Source organism: Amycolatopsis pithecellobii (assembly GCF_009707865.1).
Taxonomy (GTDB): Bacteria; Actinomycetota; Actinomycetes; order Mycobacteriales; family Pseudonocardiaceae; genus Amycolatopsis_E; species Amycolatopsis_E pithecellobii.
Window position 1 is genome coordinate 38,739 of the sequence record NZ_WMBA01000035.1, and the last position, 18,363, is coordinate 57,101.

Below are 18,363 nucleotides of genomic sequence, written 5' to 3' on the forward strand. Positions count from 1 at the left end.
CCTGGTGGACACCGATGTAGTGATCAGCGGAGCTGGCCCCACGGGCCTGCTGCTCGGCACCGAACTGGCACTGGCCGGAGTGCGGGTCCGGATACTCGAACGACAGAGGACGCGGCACGGGCAGTCCCGCGCCCTCACACTGCATCCCCGCAGCATCGAGATCCTCGAACTGCGCGGCATCGCCGATCGTTTTCTCGCCCTGGGCCACACCGTCCCGAGCTGGCATTTCGCGGGCCTGTCACGGGAACTCGACTTCTCCGGACTGGACACTCGCCACGGCTACACCCTGTTCCTGGAACAGGCACGCACCGAGCAACTGCTGGAAGAACGCGCACGGGAACTCGGCGTCGAAATCTCCTACGGGCACGAAGTCGTGTCGCAGACTCAGAACGACGACGGGGTCGACGTCGCGGGCGTGGGGCCAGACGGGGACTTCCGTCTACGCGCGGCCTATCTCGTTGGCTGTGACGGGGGCCGGAGCAAGGTCCGGGAGTCCGCCGGCATCGGTTTTCCAGGATCGGACAGCACGATGAGCGCCATGCTCGGCGACTTCGCCGTCACCGACAAGGAGGAGATTGCCGCGGCCGGGCAGGTCCCCGTGCTGATCGCCCCACTGGCCGGCGGCCTGACCCGCTTCGTGCTCACCGACCCGGAGCGCATGCGCATCCCGGCGACGGAACCGGTGACCCTCAAGGAGTTCCGCGAAGCGCTGGTGGAACTGGCGGGCACGTCCTTCGGGATCGCGGAGCCACACTGGCTGTCACGTTTCGGAAACGCCACACGGCTGGCGGAGACCTACCGGGCCGGCCGGGTCTTCCTCGCCGGCGACGCGGCACACATCCACTTCCCTGCGGCGGGCCAGGGCCTCAACACAGGCCTGCAGGACGCGATGAACCTCGGATGGAAACTCGCCGGCGAGATCAACGGCTGGGCACCGCCGGGCCTGCTCGACACTTACCACGCCGAGCGGTTTCCGGTGGGAGAACTGGTCACCGACAATACCCAGGCCCAGACGCTGCTGCTAGAACTCACCCTGGTACCCGACTACCAGCGTCCAGTGATCGCGCTGCGCGGGCTGCTGGACTCCCTTCTTGATATCCCCGAGGTCAACGCCCGGCTGGCCGGTCTCGTGTCCGCGCTGGCGACGTCCTACCCGGCACCGGCCGACGACCCGCTCGTCGGTACCCGCATGCCCGACCTGTCGCTTGGTTCACCGGGCACGAGAGTCTCGGAGCTGGTGCACAGCGGCAAATTCGGCTACGTCGACTTCACCGGTGACTGCACAGCACAGGTCACCGACGGCTGGAAGAACCGGATCACAGTGGCCACGGGTGGCGATCGGCTCTGGGCCGAGGACGTCAGCGAAGTGCTTGTCCGACCGGACGGCCATATCGCGTGGGTTCGCCGCGAAAACGACCCGCCGGACGCCGCGGTCCGGGAAGCCGGGATCACGGCCTGGGCCGGTACTCCCGAGCGTGTGGCGGTGTGGCGATGACCAATCCCGAGTACCTGACGCCCGCCGGTCTTCACCATGTTCCCGGGGCCTTCACCCCCGCCGTGCTCGTCCCCGGCGCCGACCTCGTCTTCCTTTCCGGACAGGTCGCCTGGGACGAACACGGGAACCTGTCCGGAAGGGACCATCTGGCCCAGATGCGGCGGATCGCTCAGAACCTCGACACCGCTCTCGCAGCCGCCGGCTGCGGACGCGAACACATCATCAAGGAAACCGTGTACATCGTGGACTACCACCCCGAACTGCTCCCCGAACTCTTCACGGCACTGCGCCAAGGAGTGCCCGCGGCTCCGGCGAGCACCCTGGTCGGAGTCTCCGCGCTGTTCGCCCCCGGCGTGCTCGTCGAAGTCGACGTCGTCGCGAAGGTACCCGCCCGATGAGCGACTACGTCCTGGTGCACGGACCGTGGTGCGACGGCTGGGTGTGGGACCGGATCGCGGCGCGGTTGTCCGACCAAGGACACACAGTTGTCGCCCCACCCTCACCGACCCCGGCGCAGCCACCGAACACGGCTATCTCGACGCCTACCTTCCCTCACCCGGCGAATCCGCATTCGACCTGATGCCGATGCGCCGGCAGCCATTCACCGAAGCGGCTGCGTCCCACGATCCGGCCGGCCGGACGGTGCCTCCGTTCGGGCTCGACACCCTCGGCTTCACCGACCCCGACGTGGTTTCCCGGCTGCGGCCGATCGGCCTGGCCACCCACGAAGAACCCTTGCCGCCGGCCGCGGACGGCAAGCGACCACCAAGCCGCTACATCCTCTTCGGCGACCGCTCCCCCTTCACCCCCATGGCCGCCCGTGCCCTGGAACAGGGCGCAGAGTGCCTGACGGTCGCAACTGGCCACTTAGGACTGTGGACTGCGGCCACCCCGGTTTGTGCGGCCATCACCGGAAACGAAAGGCGGACGACATGACCGTCGAACTCGAACGAGCCATCACCGAGCGAGCGTGGACCGACGGCCGGTTCCGGGATCTCCTGCGCACCGACCCGAAGAAGGCGCTCGCCGAACTCGGCGTCGAGGTACCGGAGGGGGTCGAGCTGGACGTCCGCATCCAGCGGCGCGACACCCTCTACTACCTGGTTCCCCCGCTCCGAAACGAGGCACCCGCACAACCTCGCATCAACCAGATCGACCTGTGGCGAAGCGCGGACATGTTCTGCTGGATCCTGCCGGAAGAAATGAAGGTGTCCCTGCTCGCCATGCGCCGCTCGTTCCGTGAAAACACCGAGGTTCGCGATGACTCCTGACGAACTGGCCGACGAGCATTTCCGCCTGCTCACCACGGACAGTCGGGTCCGCGGCGAGTTCGTGACCGACCCCGAGTCGGCGCTCAAGCGACATTTCGGCTACCTGCCGGACGGCGACCACCACGTCGAGAGCATCGACGAACGGCCCGGCCTGATCACCATCCTCATCCCGCCGCTGCCGGCGGACCCCGGCGAAACGGACGTGGTAGTGAGCGAGGTCAGCGAACGCATCTTCGACCTCCTCCATACCGACATCGGAATCGGCGGGTATCTCATCCCCGACGTCCGCCTGACGTGGGTACTCCGGGACATGCGCTCGAACTGGCTCCGTCTGGCCGCGGAACGAGCCGGTGCTGACCAGTGACCTTCGGCGGCCCGGTGGTGATCAACCCGGGCCGCCACGCGCATGGACGTGGCCGATTCCGACGACCTGGAAGAATTCGAACACACAGATCCGCCGCATGCCACCGCCGGCTCGCCCACACCGGGGTAGCTGAAACCTCAGCCAGGTCTCTACGGCAGTAGGAGCACCTTTCCGATCGGGCCCTGGCTTTCCAGATATGCGTGCGCCTCCGCAGCCTGAGACAGCGGGAAAGTCCGGTCGATGACCGGGCTGATCTTCCTGTCGGCGAGAAGTTCCAGGCAGATTTCGTTGTCCCGGCGCCTGGCGCCACGAACACCGTGGACGTTCATTTCCTTGGCAATGAAAGTCATGATGCTCATGTCCAGGTTCCGTCCCGCGTCGAGAGGCGCGCCGAGGACGAGAACCGTACCGCCGACACGGACACAGAGCACCGAGAGCTGAAAGAAGTCGTCGCCCCCGACGCAGTCCCATACGGCGTCCACACCGAGCCCGCGGGTGAGGTCCCGGACGTGGTCGGTCATCCGCGGATCGGTCGAGTGCACGATGTGGTCGTAGCCGGCGGCCTTGAGCCGGTCATCGCGATCGGTCTTGGTGGTCGTTCCGATGACGATCGCGCCGTTGAGCTTGGCAACCTGAGCGCAGGCCGTCGCCATCGACCCGCTGGCGCCGGTGATCAGCACCGTGTCGCCCGGCCCGACCGGAGCCCGTCGCGCGCAGTTCAGTGGCGTGCTGTACGACCACATGGTCGCCGCGGCCACTTCGAAGCCGACGCCGTCGGGAATGGTCAGCACGGCGTCTTGGTGGCGCACGATGTACTCGGCGTTCCCACCGAAGATCTGATGGCCGGGGACTTCGACGTCGAGGCACAGATTGTCGTTGCCGCGCAGGCACATGGCACAGCGCCCACAGGCCGGGTGTGCCATCTGTACCACGCGATCGCCGACGTGCCACCGGTTGACGTCCGCCCCGACGGCCACGATTTCCCCCGCCGCGTCACGGCCGAGTTGGAACGGCAGCGGAAACGCGCCTCGCCCCGGAAGACTGGCCGGCAGGTGGCCGGCCCGATAACGAAGATCCCAGGCATTGGCCGACGTGGCACGAACGCGGATCAACACCTCATCCACCCCCACCACCGGCACCGGCACATCCACGTAGACCAGCACGTCAGGACCGCCGTATTCGAACAAACGCACCGCCTTCATGTTTTCTTCGACGTCTGCATCGTTTGCGGTCACCATTCACTCCTTACCGCCCGGCCCGCCTATGCTCAGTGTCAGCATTGCTGACACTGAGCATAGGCATAATGATGGCCCGGTGCAAGCGCTTCGAAAGGACCTCATGCCCCCGCGCAACCACACACCACCGGCCGAACTGCTGGTCAGCCTGCTGCGTCAGGGGGAGCGCTGGTTCACCGACCAGCTCACGGCCCGCATGGAGGATGCCGGTATCACGCCGATGACCGTGGCGCATACGCTGGTCCTGGCCCACCTGGACGAAGCCGGCGCCAGCACAGCCGAACTGGCCCGCCGCGCGGGGGTCACTCGCCAGACCATGCACCGAGCCATCCGGCAACTCACCGCCGAAGGACTGGTGTATCTCGAACCGGGCACGGGTTTTCCGCGTACCGGGCTGGTGCGTGTCACCCAAACCGGGACCGAGAGACGCCGTAAAGCCCAAGATATCCTCGCGGACCTGGAAGACGAACTCGGCGACCATCTCGGCTCGGAAACCGTCGCGATCCTCCGAAGCATCCTGAAAATGCCTTGGCCGAAGGACGCGCGGTGATCACACCACTGACCGCCTGCGCGGCTGGATCAAGCCAGCCCACTAAGAACGAGTGGTCCAATGCTTCTGGTGCGTTGCGGGATCAACCGGCTCGCCGCGACCGACCGTGTCACCAGCGAGCCGGTGCGCCGCTACGAATATGACCATCCAGGTTCGCTGATCCATGTCGATATCATTAAGTTCGGCAACATCCCCGGCGGCGGCTGGCGCTACGTCGGCAAGCAGCCGGGCTATCGCAACCGATCGGCGACGGCAGCCCGTACCGGCGAACCGCGGAGCAAGTGGCGCAATCCGATCGTCGGACGCGCCTACGTGCACACCGTTGTCGATGATCACTCACGCATCGCTTATGCCGAGATCTGCGGCGACGAGAAAACCGAGACAGCGGTTAGCGATCCCCGTCGCGGGCGCCGGCGAGCGGGTTGATCGCGTAGACCTTGCGGCCGGTGGCGCGCAGGCATTGCGGCAGCAGGCCCCGTGGGGTTTCCATGGCGACCGGGATCGGGTGTTCGGTGCTGTCGCTTTGCTGGGCCAGCAGATCGAGCAGCGCACCGAATCCGGGCTGTCATCGCTGATGCGCCGCTTGGCCACCTGGTCGCCCTTGGCATCGATCAGTGCCACGTCGTGGTGGTGTTGCTGTATGCCGGCGTCGCGATCGTCGCAGTGGTGTTCTTCGTCCTCCTTGGAGTCTCCGTGGTCCCGAGGAAGCTCGAGGACCGGCTCCAAGTGAAGGCCGGTTTCGGGCATCGCAGTCGCCAGCGCGGCGGCGACCACTGCGGCCGGTTCCACCCGAAGCCCATTCCCGAAGCACCACGCCGCCGTCTTGGATGCCGCGTATACCGTCGCACCGGGAGGTGCGAACCACGAGACCGTGGAAAGCGCCCTCGGGATGGCTCGCGCGTGACCGGCTTACCGCCCAAGGCGTCTCAGCCGGCCAGGACCGCACCGAGGCGTTCCACCGCGAGATATCCGTTGAACTGCGGATGACGGCTCGCGACGGCGATGTCGCGCCAGTACCGCTGGAGTGGGTTGGCGGTGCTGAAACCACTGACACCGTGCAGGTCGAGCATCCGTTCGATGGCGGACCGGCAGTCGCTCACTGCCTCGGCCAGCATCATCGACAGGCGAGCGCTGTCGAGTTCCGCCGGGGCGTCGCCACGCTCATCGGCCTGAGCGACCGTCATCATCGCCCGGTCCGCGCGGTCCACGAGGTGGGTGGCCTCGGCCAGCCACTGACGAGCGCCGGCCGACTCGGCCATGCTGGAATAGCTGGACATGGATGGCGCTCGCCCAGACGCGAACATCGCATCGATCACCTCGAGCGCGCCGTATGCCGCACCCACGATGGGCGCCAGCACCGCGATCGCGTAGAACGGCCGGTCCGCAGGGCTGGGCAACGACCCCGCGGTCACCCACTGGGCCGGCACGAGCACATCGTCCGCCACCAGGGTGTGACTGCCGGTGCCGCGCATACCGGGCACCTGCCAGGTCCGATCGAGGACCAGCCGGTTGGTCGGGACGTAGGCCCAGCTGTAGCTGCCGTCGATGGTCAGCGCCAGCGCGGCCCAGTCCGAGTCCTCACAGCCGGAAAGGGCCGACCACCGGCCGGTGATGCGGACACCCTCCGCCGTGCGTTGTCCTTGCGCCGTCGGGTGGCCCGATCCGCACGCGAGCGTGTCCGGCTCGGCGAAGATCTCGCCAAGCACCTCCTCATCATCGAAGTTCCTGGCCAGCAAGGTCTTCGCGGTCGCACAGGTGCCGGCGACCCACGCGGCGGACGGGCAGGCCCGGCCGAATTCGGCCAAAGAACGGGCAACCGCGGTCGTACTCGCCCAAGGACCACCGAAGGCAGCGGGTGTCCGCCAGGCGAAGACCCCGCTTCGCCTCAGCGTTTCGATGCTTTCCGGGGCCAGCCGGTCCCGCAGCTCGGTTTTTTCCGCATTCGCGCGCAGAATCCCGGTTTGCTCGGTGTTCACGGAGTTGATCACATCAGCGACTTAACCACTCCCTCGGTCCCACCGGCCATACGCCGGTGGGACCGAGGGATACGAGTTCGTGCGGGCTAGCATCTGATGGTGGACGTAATCGGCGAAGCGATGGGCACTTTGCGGGTGGGAAATCCGTATGCCCGGAAGGTCAAGGAATCCGGCTCCTGGGGTCTGCGATACGCCGCGTTCGCCGGTAGCGGGTTCCACATCGTGTCGCGTGGTCGTGGCTGGCTCATCACGCCCAGTGGCAGTCCTCGCGCCCTGAAACCGGGTGATGTGGTGCTCGTCCTTTCCGGTGCCGAGCACGGGCTCAGTCACGCGCCCAGTGCACTCGGCGACCTGCCGTGGGCGAAGTTCAGTGCCGAACCGGCCGCACCGGGGCCCGCGGATTTCGAAGCTCTCTGCGGCGCCTACCGGCTCGACCGCGGACAGGTGCACCACTACTTCACCGCGCTGCCCGAAATCATCGCCGTGTCGCCCGACTACGAGCACGACCCGCAACTGCGGGTGCTGGCTGAGCTGCTACATGCGGACACCGCCGACTCCAGGCCAGGTACCTCAGTGACCCGTCCGGCGCTGCTCGACCTGCTGGTGGTGCATGTCCTGCGCCGGTGGCTGGAGCAGAACGGCACGCCCGAGTGGCCGCAAGTCAGCGACCCGGCCGTTGTCACCGCGCTCCGCTGCATCCATGGTGACCCGCGGAAGGCGTGGACCGTCCAGCAGCTCAGCGAAACCGCCGGGCTGTCCCGGACCGTGTTCACCAGGCGCTTCATCTCCGTGCTGGGCACGTCGCCGCGCGCCTACCTGACCACCGTGCGCCTGACTCGGGGCGCCCGGCTGCTGCGCGAAACCGCAGCGCCGTTGGCGACGATCGCCCGCCAGGTCGGTTATTCCACGGAATACGCGTTCGGCGGCGCCTTCCGCCGCGTGTACGGCGTGTCTCCGGGACGTTTCCGGAAGGCCGGTCAGCAGCAGGACTGACGGCGGCTCGTCAGCCGGTGGCTCGAACACGAAGCCCGCCTCCCAACAGCCGCAAACGCCAACCGCAGCCAACGGTTCGGCATGGGCCCCGCCTGAGGCCGAGAATTCAGTCAGAACGGGACGGACACAATTGTCGGATTGGAACGGCTCTCCGGCTAGGAAACGGTCCAGTGGTCGCGCCTGTTAGTTCGTCGGGGGTTGTCAGGCTGTGGTGTCGTTGAGGTAGAGCCCGCAGGCGCAGTCGAGTGCTTCTTGTGGTGTGCCGGAGGGGTAGCCGCTGGGCAGGATCGAGTTTTCGTAGTCCTCGTGGCTGGCGCGGTAGATGGCGAACCCCCAGCTGCTGGCGGATCCGTTGTAGCGCAACCGGAACAGCGGCAGAGTGGTGCCGTCGGTGAGTTCGCCGGTGACGTAGGCGAACGCGCCGTGGTGCCGCACTTGGACTGTGGCCAGTTGGGGCCAGCGGTCCCGAGCGCGGGCCAGCAGGCGCTGACGCAGCGAGGTCTTGGTCGACTCGGGTGGGGAAGCCATGGGCACGATCCTGCCCGATACCGTCTCACTCCCATAGCCGATCTTGGAATGAGTGGGTTGGTGGCCGCGCGTAGCCCGTATGTGATCACGCTGGACCCGGCGGACCGGCAGACGCTGGAGGCACTGTCGCGCCGTGGTCGCGCCGAGCATCGCCAGGTGTTGCGGGCGCGGATCGTGCTGTTCGCCGCTGACAGGCAATGCAATGCCGATATCGCTCGCGCGCTCGGGGTTACGGTGGACACGGTTCGCAAGTGGCGCAAGCGGTTCTGCCGTGAAGGGCTGCCAGGATTGGTCGACCGGCCGCGTGATGGGCGGCCCCGGGTCTTCCCGGCCGCGGTCGTGGCCGAGGTGAAGGCGCTGGCCTGCGAGCTGCCCGCCCAGGCAGAGGCGCCGTTGGCGCGGTGGAGCTGCCCGGAGCTGGCCCGTGAAGCGGTGACTCGCGGTGTCTGCGAGCGGGTATCGGCCTCCACGGTGCGCCGGTGGCTGGCCGCGGACGCGATCAAGCCCTGGCAGCATCGCTCGTGGATCTTTCCCCGCGACCCACCGCGGTCAAGGCAGCCCGGGTGCTCGACTTGTATGCCCGCGTCTGGGAAGGCGAACCGCTGGGCGAGAACGACTTCGTCCTGAGCGCCGATGAGAAACCCGGCGTCCAAGCCCGCTACCGAAAACACCACCCCCTGCCGGCTGGTCCGCGCATCGTCCCGTTCTCCCGCCTGGTCGATCAGGTCATGACCAGCGAACCCTATGCCAGTGCCCGCCGCGTGTTCTGGATCGTGGACAACGGTGCCTCGCATCGCAACTGGCCCGCCGCAGCCCGCCTCAACGACGCGTTTTCCCATGCCCACATGATCCACTTACCAGTACACGCCTCGTGGTTGAACCAAGTGGAGATCTACTTCTCAGCTGTCCAACGAAAAGCACTCACCCCGGACGACTTCTACGACCTCAACGAGGTCGAACAACGGCTGCTGTCCTTCCACAGCCGCTACAACACCACCGCCCGCCCCTTCGGCTGGACCTTCACCCGCCACGACCTCAACCAGCTACTTACCCGGATCGGCAGGCATGACCGCCACGCACCCCAACCACTGGCAGCATGACCACACCCGACGAACTTCCAGGCGCGACCACTAGATGTTCGACCGCGAGACGCACCTGGTCCCCCGCCTGCAGCCAGCGATCGAATTTTTCCGTGCCCATCGCGAAGTGTTCGTAGAGGCAGCCGGTCGGGACGGTGCCGGAACCGAGCACATCGCCGGGACGGAGTTCTGCTCCGCGAGATGCGTAGGCGACCATCTCGGCGAACGACCAGTCCATCTGATCGAGCCAACCTTCGCTGATCAGCTTGCCGTTGACGCACGCGTTCATCCGCAGGTGAAATCCGTTTCCGGTGCGGTGCACGGCGATCTCGTCGGCTGTCACGAACAGTGGGCCGATCGTGTTGGCGCCGTCTTTGCCCTTGGCCGGTCCGAGACTCAGGCGCATCTCGTGGCGTTGCAAGCCACGAGCGCTCCAGTCGCCGTAGATGGTGTAGCCGGCGATGTGGTCCCAACCGTGGTTTGGGTTGATGTCGTGGCCGGCGCGGCCGATGACCGCTCCCACTTCGAGCTCGAAGTCGAACTGCTCTGATCCGGGGAAGATGGGCACCGGGTCGGACGGGCCCAGCACGGCTGTCGGGTTCGTGAAGGAGAAGGCAGGGATGTCGTCCATGCGGTGTGGAGCGCGATCTCGGCGGCGGCAGCCGTGTTGCGCAGATGCTGAAGGAAACAGAGAAAGTCGCGGATGGTCCGAGGCTCCAGTGGTGCGACGAGACGGGCAGCCCCCGCCGGCACCACTGCGGCCGGCGCCCGGCGTGCCGATTGCGCCGCCTCCTGCATCGCCGCTGGTCCATCGGCGATCAGTTCGAGCAACGTCGTCGTGCCGTCCAGGAGCCGGAACTCGTCGTCAACGAGCAACGCGGCGTTGGTTCGGCTGTTGTTGCCCCCGCAGAGTTGCCCACTTCACGTGCTTCCTCGCCTTCGGTGATTATCTGAGCCATGTTCGCTTGCTTGTTCCTCGGGCATAGTCTTCTCACGGCATGGCCATGCAGGTGTTGCGCTGCTCGCCGAGGCCGGTGATGGCCGCGGTGAGGACGTCACCGGGCTTGAGGTAGCGACCGTGGTGGGCGCCGTTGCCCGCAGGGGAACCGGTGAGCAGCAAATCGCCCGGGCGCAGCGCGGTGATAGAGGAAACATGCTCGATCAGCCCCGCGATGTCGAAGATCATGTCCGCGGTGGATTCGTCCTGCATGGTCTCGCCGTTGAGTCGCAACGTGAGGCGCAGGTCCATCGGATCGGCCACAAACCCAGCCGGCACTACCCACGGTCCGAGTGGCGAGAAAGTGGGCGAGTTCTTGCCGGCAAGCCAGTCCGTCCCGATCGATGGGAGGTCGGGGCGGAATACCCGGTCCCGTGTGGTCAGGTCGTTGGCGATGACGTATGCGGCCACGTGCGCCATCGCGTCCTCGCGCCGAACGTTGCGGGCCTCGTGGCCGATCACGACGCCGAGTTCGAGCTCCCAGTCGTGCCGCACGCCGATGGGCGGCAGCACGATGTCGTCGTAGGGTCCGCAGATCGCGGAAGGCAGGCCGATGAAGACGTAGGGTGTGCCGTTTTCCACCTGCTCGTCCATCATCGCCTTCGCGCGGGCGCGCGCCTCGGCTTCGGGCCGCCCAGCCTCGATCGCCGCCGCGACGGTGAGGTCGACGACATGCTTGTGGTAGTTCGCGCCGCTCTGGAAGAGCTGGCCCGGCGTGAATGGGGCGAGTACCGTCAAGTCGCCGAGCGCACGGCCAGGTCGGGCGCCGGGCAGGGCCGCGGCGAGTGTGGCCGACGCCACCGGCCACTCGGCGAGGACCGCGTCGACGGTCGGCGTGGCGGGAGTGAGGTCGGCGAGCCGGAGGACGCGGTCGTCGACGATCGCTGCGCCGAAGACAATGCCGTCAGTATCACGGAACGTGCCGAGGCCGTATTGGGTCATGGTCGCGACCCTACGGATGAGCAGAGCCGACTGGAATCAGCTGTCGCCGATGACGATCATCGATGCCGTCGATGTTGGTCAGAGGTTCGCGGCCAGCGTCGCTATGCGTTCGCGCAGCCAGTGGTGCGCAGGATCGTTATGGAATACCGGGTGCCAGTACATCGTCTCGACGAGTGGTTGCAGCGGCACCGGGGGTTCGAGGATTTTCAGTTCGCGCCGCAGTGGCGACGTGCGCACCAGGCGTTCGTGGACGAAGGCGAACAGCGAGGTGCCCGGCAGCAGGAACGGGACGAGGACAAAGCTCAACGTCGAGAGCGCGACGTTCGGCCGGATGCCCAGCCGGTCGAGCTGGATGTCGACGAAGGCCGCGCCGCCCGGCGCGGCGTTGTAGCGCACGTAGCGCAGCCGCTCGAGCTGATCGCGGTCCAGCACCTCGCCGGTGACCTCGCGGTGCTGGTTCCAGACGGCAGCGATGTAGCGGTCGGTGAACAGTGCCCGCTGCGGGAACCGCCGCAGGTCCGGGGTAGCCAATTCGCCAGGCATGATCACCAGGTCGACCTGCGCGTGGTCAAGCTCGGCCGCGGTCGCTCCACTGACCGGGGCCACGTTGACGGCGACGTGCGGCGCCTCGGCGTAAAGCCGCTCGAGTAGCGGCCGGAGCAGGATCACCGTCACATAGTCGCTGGCGACGACGGTGAAGGTGTGGGTGTCCACCGCCGCGTCGAAGTGCGGCTTCGTGACGAGCAACTGCTCGAGGCCGGTGAGCGCGACATGGACCGGTTCGACCAGCGACTGCGCCACCGGGGTCAGCTCGTGGACGCGGCCGTTGCGGACGAGCAGCGGATCGTCGAACATCCGGCGGAGCCGGGCCAAAGCCGCGCTCATCGCCGGCTGTCCGATGCCGATTGACTCGGCAGCGCGCGTGACGTGGCGGTGTTCGAGCAGCGCGTTGAGCGGCACCACCAGGTTGAGGTCCGCGCGTCGTAGGGTGGCCGAGACATCCATGCGCGCATCCTGCCAGAACACCGGCTCGTTATCGACACCGTCGATAACGAGCATCGCCAAGATTGGCTGGTTCAGGCTGTGCGACCCGTCCTAGCGTAATTCCGATGGCACCACTCCGTAACGGTGCGAGGAGGCAGCGGTGAAGGTTCTCGTAGTGGGTGGCGGCATCGGTGGCCTGGGAGCCGCGATTGCATTGGCCGACCGCGGTGTCGAAGTCGATGTCGTCGAAAAAAAGGCGAGTTTCTCCGTCTACGGCGTGGGCATCAACGTGCCCGCGAACGGCCTGCGTGCGCTGCGTTCGCTGGGGCTGCTGGATGAGGTGCTCTCGGCCGGCTTCCAGTTCGGCCATGCCGACTTCTACGACGGCGACGGCGAGTTCATCGTGCATGTGCCGAGCGCACCCGACCCAGATGTCCCGGCCAACAACGCGCTCTCGCGGGTCGACCTGCACCGCGCGCTGATCGGTGCGACGGAGCGGCGTCGCGTGAAGATCCACTACGGCACCACGGTCCAGTCCTTCAACGACCGGGGCGACCTCGTCGATGTACGACTCAGCGACGGCCGCAGCGAGCGCTACGACCTGGTCGCCGCGTTTGACGGCATCCATTCGCCCACACGGCGCCGGCTATTCGGGCCGAAGTACGACGCGACCTACACCGGGTTCGGTGTCTTCCGGATCACCCTGCCACGCCCGGCCGACATCATCGGGATCCGCGTGTACCAAGCGCCCGGAGCCAAAGCCGGTTTCTGCCCACTCAGCGCCGAGACGATGTACATGTTCCTCGTGACCGGCGATCCCGCGGGCACTGTCCACAACCCCGCGCGGTTCCAGGAGATCTTGCGCGAGCGGATGACCCGATTCGCTGACGACTCGCTGCCCGGGCAGGTCCGCGACGGCCTCGGCGCCGGCTCGGCCGCCATAGTGTGGAGCCCGATCTCCGACATCACGCTCCCACTGCCGTGGTTCCGTGGCCGGGTCGGCGTGCTCGGCGACGCCGCCCACGCCTGCGCACCGCACACGTCGCAGGGCGCAGCGATGGCGCTCGAGGACGCCGTCGTGCTGGCTGAGGAACTGACCGGGCAGGAAAGCGTCGAGGAGCGGCTCGAGCGCTTCCAGCAGCGCCGGTACCCGCGCGTGAAGCTGGTGCAGGACCTTTCCTACGCGATTCTCGCCGCCGAGATGAGTATCGACGAGACCAATCGCCGTGACGCGTACGCGGGGATGCGCAAGCACCTGCCTGCACAGTCCCAGCAGACCGACCGGATGCTCAACGCGCCGGCCTGACCCCACCCAATCGGAGGCCCTCATGACAGTCACGTCCGGCGCACCAGTCGACGTCGCCGTTCCGTCGCCGCTGGCCGAACCGCCGCTCCCGCCGCCCGCCCCCCAAAGCGGCGAAGCGCCGTCCGTACGCGCCGCCCGTTCGCCGATCACCCACCTGCGCTACGTCGCGCTCGCCACCGAGAACCTGCGTTCGACGGTCGCCTTCTACGAGGGCATCTGGGGACTTTACCCGGTCGCGAGCGACGGTGACGTCGTTTTCCTCGGTGCGGTCGGCAGCCCCGAGCCCTTCGTGATCCGGGTCCGGGCCGCGACCGAGCGGCGGACGGACATCATTGGTTTCGGGGCGCGGTCGCTCGCGGCCGTGGACGAGCTGGCCGCCACGCTCGCGCGTGACGGTGTGCGCCTGGCGTCAGAGCCAGGCGTGCTCGTCACGCCAGGCGGCGGTTACGGGTTCCGGTTCTTCGACCCGGAGGGTCGGCTGATCGAGGTGTCGGCGGAGGTCGCCGACAAGCCCTACCGCGAACTCGAGGAGCGCGAGTCTGTGCCGCAGCGGCTCAGCCACGTCGTGCTCAACAGCACCAACGTCGCCGGGGCGATGGCCTTCTACGAGAGCTACCTCGGATTACGGCTGTCGGACTGGCTCGAGGACCGAATGTGCTTCCTGCGCTGCTCGGAAAACCACCACAGCCTGGCGATCACGCATGCGCCGCACATCGGTCTGAACCACGTGTCCTTCGAGATGCGCGGGCTCGACGAGTACATGCGCGGCACCGGCCGGATGATGCGCCACGGGCACGAGCCGCTGTGGGGACCGGGCCGGCACAGCTCGGGCGACAACGTCTATTCCTACTTCGCCGCCCCGGATGACGTCGTGGTCGAGTACACGACCGCGCTGGAGCAAATCCCGGATGAGGACAGCTGGGTGCCGCGCGTGTGGCCGGCGACGCCCGACTACGCCGACCGGTGGGGCACGGCCGGTCCGGGCGAGGACCTGTTCGCCCTCTGGCACCGGACCCCGCCAGATGCCGGACTGTGGACGCCGACCCCGATCTGACCGATCACGTCCCAAGCAGCAACCCATCTTCGCTGGCCGGTCATACGAACCAATCTCGAACCGGATCGCATCGGTGACACGATCTTGGAGCTGACTCCAGCGGTGATCGTTCCGGCGCCTCGCGGCTCTGATGGCGGCCCGTCGGGCCGCGGTCGCGGACTCGTCGGACTCGTCGACGTGCCCGTCCTGGTCGATCACCACGCCGTACAGATCGCTGGCAGCGGCAGAGCCGACCAGACCATCACGCACGTCGACCAAGACGCTCGACACTGCCAGAACATGGAGAACACCTCGCCGGGGGCGACATACGTCTGCCCGTAACAGGGCTGCACTTCCGGGTTCCCGTCGAACTCGTCGAGCGAGACCGGCATGACCCCGTTTGCGAGCATCGTCGTGACGTCCGCGTCGCGGGTGATGACTTCGCGACCGCTGTTGCCCGGATATCCGCCCGCCAGGCCGTTGTTCTGGCTGATGGCTTTGCCGGCGGACGCGAGGACGAGACCGACGGGCAGCGAGGGGCCGTGCGGCGTGATCCCCACGGAAGCGCTCACGCCACCCCGGTGCCGTCCCGGACCACCGGAATCGATCTGCTTCCCAAAGCACGCCGGACACCACCCACCCGCCACCCGACTCACACAGGCGTCACCAACTTTACGGCCTCATACGTTCAGCTCTTCGCGCAAAGCACGCTTGTCGATCTTTCCGAGCGCGGTGCGCGGGAGATGGTCGCGAACCACGACCTGTTTGGGGGCCTGCACGCTGCCCAAGAGGGACTTGCACATCTGGATGATGCCGTCGCTGTCTGCCGCCTCGCCGGCGCGCATCACCACGACCGCGGTGACGCGCTCCCCCCAGTAGTCATCACGGAGGCCGACCACGGCGCATTCGAGCACGTCCGGCCGGGACAGGATCGCGGCCTCCACCTCGGCGGAGTAGACGTTGAAGCCGCCGCTGATGATCACGTCCTTCTTGCGGTCGACGATGTAGAAGTACCCGTCGTCGTCGACGTAACCGATGTCACCGGTGTGATGCCACTGGTGCTCGTGAGCCTCGGTCGTCGCGACGGTGTTGTCGAAGTAGCCTGGCGAGACGAGCCTGCCGCGCGCGACGAGTTCTCCCCGCTCACCGGTGCCGAGTAGTCGTCCGTCGTCGGCCATCACCGCGACGTGCGACTGCATAGTGGCGACGCCACAGCTGCCCAGCCGCTCAGGATGGACGCCGGCCGCGGCCTCCGCGATCACCTCCGGCGCAAGCCAGGTGAGGAGATTCGGTGCCTCGGTCTGCCCCCAACAGGACGCCAGGCACGGTCCAATACGCTTCACGCCCTCACGGAGTTTCTCCGGTGCGACCGGTGCGGCGGAGACGAGCAGCATCTGCAGGCTGCTGAGATCACGACGATCGAGGTCCGGGTGGTCCAGCATCGCGTAGTACGCGGTGGGCGGGAGGAACATGTGCGTCACGTGCTCACGCTCGATGGCGGCCAAGGTCTCCCCCGCGTCGAAGCGCTCGTGGACGACGATTGTCGCTCCGAGGGCCGACAGCATCGCCGCGGTCATTCCGGCACCATGCGTCAACGGCGCGACCGCCAAGTTCACGAGTTTCCCGCGCTGCGGAAAGCATTGCGCGCCAGCCTCGAACGCCGTCGCGAACACCTGGTTCGTGAGGACAACGGCCTTCGAACGCCCGGTCGTTCCCCCCGTCCCCACGATGGCCGCCACCGCGTTCGGGGCGCCGAATGGATCGCCCAGATCGGGCGCGGGCTCGTCGTGTCCGAGGGCCAGGAACTGCTCGAGCGAGAGGTCGCCGGCGTTCTCCCGATCGAAGCACACGAACCGCCGCACAGGTGAGACGCGACGGATCTGCTCCACCGTCGCCGTCATCGACGAATGGTAGAAGATCCACCTCGTCCCCACGTGCCCCACCAGGTCGACGTGCGCCGCCGCCTTCTTCGTTGTGGTGAGCGGCGTCCACACGCCGCCGGCGCGCCAGAGACCGAGCATAGCGAGGAACACCAACGGATGATTCGGTGCCAGAAGACCGACGCCGTCTCCCGGGCCCATACCGTCGGCGTGCAGCGCCGCCGCGAAGCGCTCGGAGAAGGCCTTACCCTCGGCGTAGGTGTACCGAACGTCGTGTCCGGCGACGAGGTCCGCGGACGGAGACCTCAGAACGCACTTGTCGAAGTACTCGATGACCCTCATTGGCCATACCTTTCTCGTCGGCTGCGGTCCTCGCCTGCGGATTGCAGGCCCGCGACGGAGATCAGTGGCGTATGCCGCGCGATCAACGCGAAGATCTTCACGGGATTGGGACCGGCATTCATGTCACGCGGTCGACAGGATCGTCACGCAACACGCGGCTTCCTCGAGACCCATGATCCCGCCGCCGTTCTCGATCAAGCCGGTGCGCGCGCCGGTGACCTGGCGGGGCCCGGCCTCACCGCGGAGCTGCACGACGATCTCGTGCGTCATCGACACGCCTGTCGCGCCGATGGGGTGTCCTTTGGACACCAGCCCTCCGGACGTGTTGATCGGGATCGAGCCACCGAGCGCCGTCTCCTGCGCCTCTGCGAAGGCTCCACCATCGCCGACGTCGCAGAAGCGCATCATCTCGCATTGGTAGATCTCGCCGAAGGACGTCGCGTCGTGCAACTCGGCGACATCGATGTCGGCCGGAACGATCCCCGCCCGTGCGTAAGCACGATCAGCAGCCATCCGGCTGAGACCGAGATCCTCGGGACGGCGGTGAATGCCGCTCGTCATCGCCGTGCCGGCCACGCGTACCGCGCGCGCCCGGACCTGCGGCGCGCAGCCGTCGAGGAAGTCGGCCGAGCACACGAGAATCGCGGCCGCGCCGTCACCGATCGGGGCGCACATCGCGCGTGTCAACGGCGGCGACACGAGCCGGTCTTCAAGCACGTCGTCCACGGTCATCGCGAAGCGGTACTGCGCACGCTCGTTGTCGATCGCGAAGTTGTGGTTCTTGGCGGCGACCACCGCCAGTTGCCGCTCCGTCATGCCGAACCGATGCGTGTACGCGAGAGCCTGTGCGGCGTAGGTGTCCATGAACATTGACCGATCAGCCCCGGTCTGGAGGCGTCGCCCCAACGGCCGCAGCAGGTCGTTGTAGCACGCGATCGTCCGCTCCGGCGCGAAGCTGTTCTCGCCTGCTCTGAACATCTGGAACGTCTCGGCGGACGAGGCATGGGGCAAGAACGTCTTCTCCACCCCGATGGCCAGCGACAGCTCGCATTCCCCGCTACGGATGTCCTTGATCGCTCCGTGTAGGGCCATGGACCCGGTGGCACAGCCACCCTCCACGTTGACGATCGGCAATCGCCGGGCGAGCACGCCCTCCTCCTCGAGGGGCACCAAGCAGAAGTGCCCACGCGTGCTGTGCTGCCCCCAGAAGTCCATCAGCACGTTTCCGAACCACGCCGACCCGATCTCCTGCCCGATGTCCGGGACTCCCGCGTCCTCGATCGCGCCGACGACGGCGGCACGGGTGAGGTCGAGGAACGAGTCGGCCGGCTTGCGGCCGATGGTCGTTGACCAACTTCCGATGATGAAGACTTCATCCATCAGCCGCC

At 67.1% G+C, this 18,363-nt stretch carries 21 protein-coding genes and 1 pseudogene; 13 read left to right on the forward strand and 9 right to left on the reverse strand.

Annotation, left to right across the window (positions count from 1 at the left end):
* Nucleotides 1-4 precede the first annotated feature (4 nt).
* From GKO32_RS21420 to GKO32_RS21440, 5 genes are read left to right on the forward strand one after another with little or no spacing between them, the layout of a single operon-like run.
* Nucleotides 5-1,495, forward strand: a complete 1,491-nt coding sequence (locus GKO32_RS21420) for an FAD-dependent monooxygenase (RefSeq protein WP_208024487.1) — start codon at nucleotides 5-7, stop codon at nucleotides 1,493-1,495.
* On the forward strand, nucleotides 1,492-1,893 hold the full coding sequence (locus tag GKO32_RS21425; protein WP_154758676.1) for a RidA family protein: 402 nt from the start codon (nucleotides 1,492-1,494) through the stop codon (nucleotides 1,891-1,893). The genes GKO32_RS21420 and GKO32_RS21425 overlap by 4 nt, the downstream gene beginning before the upstream one ends.
* Nucleotides 1,894-1,918: 25 nt before the next feature.
* On the forward strand, nucleotides 1,919-2,431 hold the full coding sequence (locus GKO32_RS21430) for a hypothetical protein (protein WP_154758677.1): 513 nt from the start codon (nucleotides 1,919-1,921) through the stop codon (nucleotides 2,429-2,431).
* Entirely contained in the window at nucleotides 2,428-2,766 is a 339-nt protein-coding gene (locus GKO32_RS21435; RefSeq protein WP_154758678.1) for a nitrile hydratase, read from the forward strand. The genes GKO32_RS21430 and GKO32_RS21435 overlap by 4 nt, the downstream gene beginning before the upstream one ends.
* Entirely contained in the window at nucleotides 2,756-3,130 is a 375-nt protein-coding gene (locus tag GKO32_RS21440) for a hypothetical protein (protein WP_154758679.1), read from the forward strand. Before GKO32_RS21435 ends, GKO32_RS21440 begins: the two co-directional genes overlap by 11 nt.
* Nucleotides 3,131-3,279: 149 nt before the next feature.
* Here the strand turns inward: GKO32_RS21440 and GKO32_RS21445 are convergent, their stop codons facing one another.
* Entirely contained in the window at nucleotides 3,280-4,365 is a 1,086-nt protein-coding gene (locus GKO32_RS21445) for a quinone oxidoreductase family protein (RefSeq protein ID WP_166459677.1), read from the reverse strand.
* A 79-nt stretch (nucleotides 4,366-4,444) separates the two neighbouring features.
* On the opposite strand from GKO32_RS21445, the gene GKO32_RS21450 reads away from it, so the two are divergent.
* Complete coding sequence (locus GKO32_RS21450) at nucleotides 4,445-4,915, forward strand: MarR family winged helix-turn-helix transcriptional regulator (RefSeq protein ID WP_208024488.1); 471 nt, start codon at nucleotides 4,445-4,447, stop codon at nucleotides 4,913-4,915.
* A gap of 15 nt (nucleotides 4,916-4,930) precedes the next feature.
* A pseudogene (locus tag GKO32_RS21455) lies at nucleotides 4,931-5,305 on the forward strand (hypothetical protein); the annotation flags it as partial.
* Between the two features lie 536 nt (nucleotides 5,306-5,841).
* Here GKO32_RS21455 and GKO32_RS21460 read toward each other — a convergent pair.
* Nucleotides 5,842-6,891, reverse strand: coding sequence for an acyl-CoA dehydrogenase family protein (locus tag GKO32_RS21460; RefSeq protein WP_312868282.1), 1,050 nt, complete (start codon nucleotides 6,889-6,891; stop codon nucleotides 5,842-5,844).
* A 96-nt stretch (nucleotides 6,892-6,987) separates the two neighbouring features.
* On the opposite strand from GKO32_RS21460, the gene GKO32_RS21465 reads away from it, so the two are divergent.
* The gene (locus GKO32_RS21465; RefSeq protein WP_154758682.1) at nucleotides 6,988-7,884 is read left to right on the forward strand and encodes an AraC family transcriptional regulator; all 897 of its coding nucleotides are present in this window, start codon (nucleotides 6,988-6,990) and stop codon (nucleotides 7,882-7,884) included.
* Nucleotides 7,885-8,085: 201 nt separating this feature from the next.
* On the opposite strand, the gene GKO32_RS21470 is transcribed toward GKO32_RS21465, so the two are convergent.
* A complete protein-coding gene (locus GKO32_RS21470; RefSeq protein ID WP_154758683.1) occupies nucleotides 8,086-8,412 on the reverse strand; it encodes a hypothetical protein in 327 nt (108 codons plus the stop codon).
* Between the two features lie 60 nt (nucleotides 8,413-8,472).
* Here GKO32_RS21470 and GKO32_RS38475 point away from each other — a divergent pair, with 60 nt between their 5' ends.
* Nucleotides 8,473-9,039 carry a helix-turn-helix domain-containing protein gene (locus GKO32_RS38475; protein WP_208024489.1) on the forward strand — a complete coding sequence of 189 codons (567 nt, stop codon included), beginning with the start codon at nucleotides 8,473-8,475 and terminating at the stop codon, nucleotides 9,037-9,039.
* Nucleotides 8,934-9,512: a transposase gene (locus GKO32_RS38480; protein WP_208024490.1), complete on the forward strand. Its 579-nt coding sequence runs from the start codon at nucleotides 8,934-8,936 to the stop codon at nucleotides 9,510-9,512. The genes GKO32_RS38475 and GKO32_RS38480 overlap by 106 nt, the downstream gene beginning before the upstream one ends.
* On the opposite strand, the gene GKO32_RS21480 is transcribed toward GKO32_RS38480, so the two are convergent.
* Nucleotides 9,460-10,080, reverse strand: a complete 621-nt coding sequence (locus tag GKO32_RS21480) for a fumarylacetoacetate hydrolase family protein (RefSeq protein ID WP_312868284.1) — start codon at nucleotides 10,078-10,080, stop codon at nucleotides 9,460-9,462. The genes GKO32_RS38480 and GKO32_RS21480 overlap by 53 nt on opposite strands.
* A 47-nt stretch (nucleotides 10,081-10,127) precedes the next feature.
* Here GKO32_RS21480 and GKO32_RS21485 point away from each other — a divergent pair, with 47 nt between their 5' ends.
* Nucleotides 10,128-10,445, forward strand: a complete 318-nt coding sequence (locus tag GKO32_RS21485) for a hypothetical protein (protein WP_154758685.1) — start codon at nucleotides 10,128-10,130, stop codon at nucleotides 10,443-10,445.
* A 37-nt stretch (nucleotides 10,446-10,482) separates the two neighbouring features.
* Here GKO32_RS21485 and GKO32_RS21490 read toward each other — a convergent pair whose 3' ends face one another.
* Nucleotides 10,483-11,430: a fumarylacetoacetate hydrolase family protein gene (locus GKO32_RS21490; protein ID WP_154758686.1), complete on the reverse strand. Its 948-nt coding sequence runs from the start codon at nucleotides 11,428-11,430 to the stop codon at nucleotides 10,483-10,485.
* 78 nt (nucleotides 11,431-11,508) lie between these two features.
* On the reverse strand, nucleotides 11,509-12,489 hold the full coding sequence (locus GKO32_RS21495; protein WP_208024491.1) for a LysR family transcriptional regulator: 981 nt from the start codon (nucleotides 12,487-12,489) through the stop codon (nucleotides 11,509-11,511).
* Between the two features lie 85 nt (nucleotides 12,490-12,574).
* Here GKO32_RS21495 and GKO32_RS21500 point away from each other — a divergent pair, with 85 nt between their 5' ends.
* Together GKO32_RS21500 and GKO32_RS21505 are read left to right on the forward strand one after the other, a co-directional pair.
* Nucleotides 12,575-13,720 (forward strand): FAD-dependent monooxygenase, encoded by a 1,146-nt coding sequence (locus GKO32_RS21500; RefSeq protein WP_154758688.1) that lies wholly within the window; start codon nucleotides 12,575-12,577, stop codon nucleotides 13,718-13,720.
* 22 nt (nucleotides 13,721-13,742) lie between these two features.
* Nucleotides 13,743-14,774, forward strand: coding sequence for a VOC family protein (locus tag GKO32_RS21505; RefSeq protein WP_154758689.1), 1,032 nt, complete (start codon nucleotides 13,743-13,745; stop codon nucleotides 14,772-14,774).
* A 194-nt stretch (nucleotides 14,775-14,968) separates the two neighbouring features.
* Here GKO32_RS21505 and GKO32_RS21510 read toward each other — a convergent pair whose 3' ends face one another.
* The 3 genes from GKO32_RS21510 to GKO32_RS21520 all read right to left on the reverse strand — a co-directional run bounded on the left by GKO32_RS21510 (nucleotide 14,969) and on the right by GKO32_RS21520 (nucleotide 18,355).
* Complete coding sequence (locus GKO32_RS21510; RefSeq protein WP_312868285.1) at nucleotides 14,969-15,325, reverse strand: hypothetical protein; 357 nt, start codon at nucleotides 15,323-15,325, stop codon at nucleotides 14,969-14,971.
* A gap of 108 nt (nucleotides 15,326-15,433) precedes the next feature.
* Nucleotides 15,434-16,975 (reverse strand): class I adenylate-forming enzyme family protein, encoded by a 1,542-nt coding sequence (locus GKO32_RS21515; RefSeq protein ID WP_154758690.1) that lies wholly within the window; start codon nucleotides 16,973-16,975, stop codon nucleotides 15,434-15,436.
* Nucleotides 16,976-17,098: 123 nt separating this feature from the next.
* Nucleotides 17,099-18,355, reverse strand: coding sequence for a thiolase family protein (locus GKO32_RS21520; RefSeq protein WP_208024493.1), 1,257 nt, complete (start codon nucleotides 18,353-18,355; stop codon nucleotides 17,099-17,101).
* Between the last annotated feature and the right edge of the window lie 8 nt (nucleotides 18,356-18,363).

Bases quoted from the DNA above. Each gene is read 5' to 3' on its own strand.
- GKO32_RS21440 (WP_154758679.1), top strand. From the start codon at position 2,756: ATGACTCCTGACGAACTGGCCGACGAGCATTTCCGCCTGCTCACCACG.
- GKO32_RS21495 (WP_208024491.1), bottom strand. From the start codon at position 12,489: ATGCTCGTTATCGACGGTGTCGATAACGAGCCGGTGTTCTGGCAGGAT.
- GKO32_RS21505 (WP_154758689.1), top strand. From the start codon at position 13,743: ATGACAGTCACGTCCGGCGCACCAGTCGACGTCGCCGTTCCGTCGCCG.
- GKO32_RS21520 (WP_208024493.1), bottom strand. From the start codon at position 18,355: ATGGATGAAGTCTTCATCATCGGAAGTTGGTCAACGACCATCGGCCGC.
- GKO32_RS21470 (WP_154758683.1), bottom strand. From the start codon at position 8,412: ATGGCTTCCCCACCCGAGTCGACCAAGACCTCGCTGCGTCAGCGCCTG.
- GKO32_RS21425 (WP_154758676.1), top strand. From the start codon at position 1,492: ATGACCAATCCCGAGTACCTGACGCCCGCCGGTCTTCACCATGTTCCC.
- GKO32_RS21490 (WP_154758686.1), bottom strand. From the start codon at position 11,430: ATGACCCAATACGGCCTCGGCACGTTCCGTGATACTGACGGCATTGTC.
- GKO32_RS21515 (WP_154758690.1), bottom strand. From the start codon at position 16,975: ATGAGGGTCATCGAGTACTTCGACAAGTGCGTTCTGAGGTCTCCGTCC.
- GKO32_RS21435 (WP_154758678.1), top strand. From the start codon at position 2,428: ATGACCGTCGAACTCGAACGAGCCATCACCGAGCGAGCGTGGACCGAC.
- GKO32_RS21465 (WP_154758682.1), top strand. From the start codon at position 6,988: ATGGTGGACGTAATCGGCGAAGCGATGGGCACTTTGCGGGTGGGAAAT.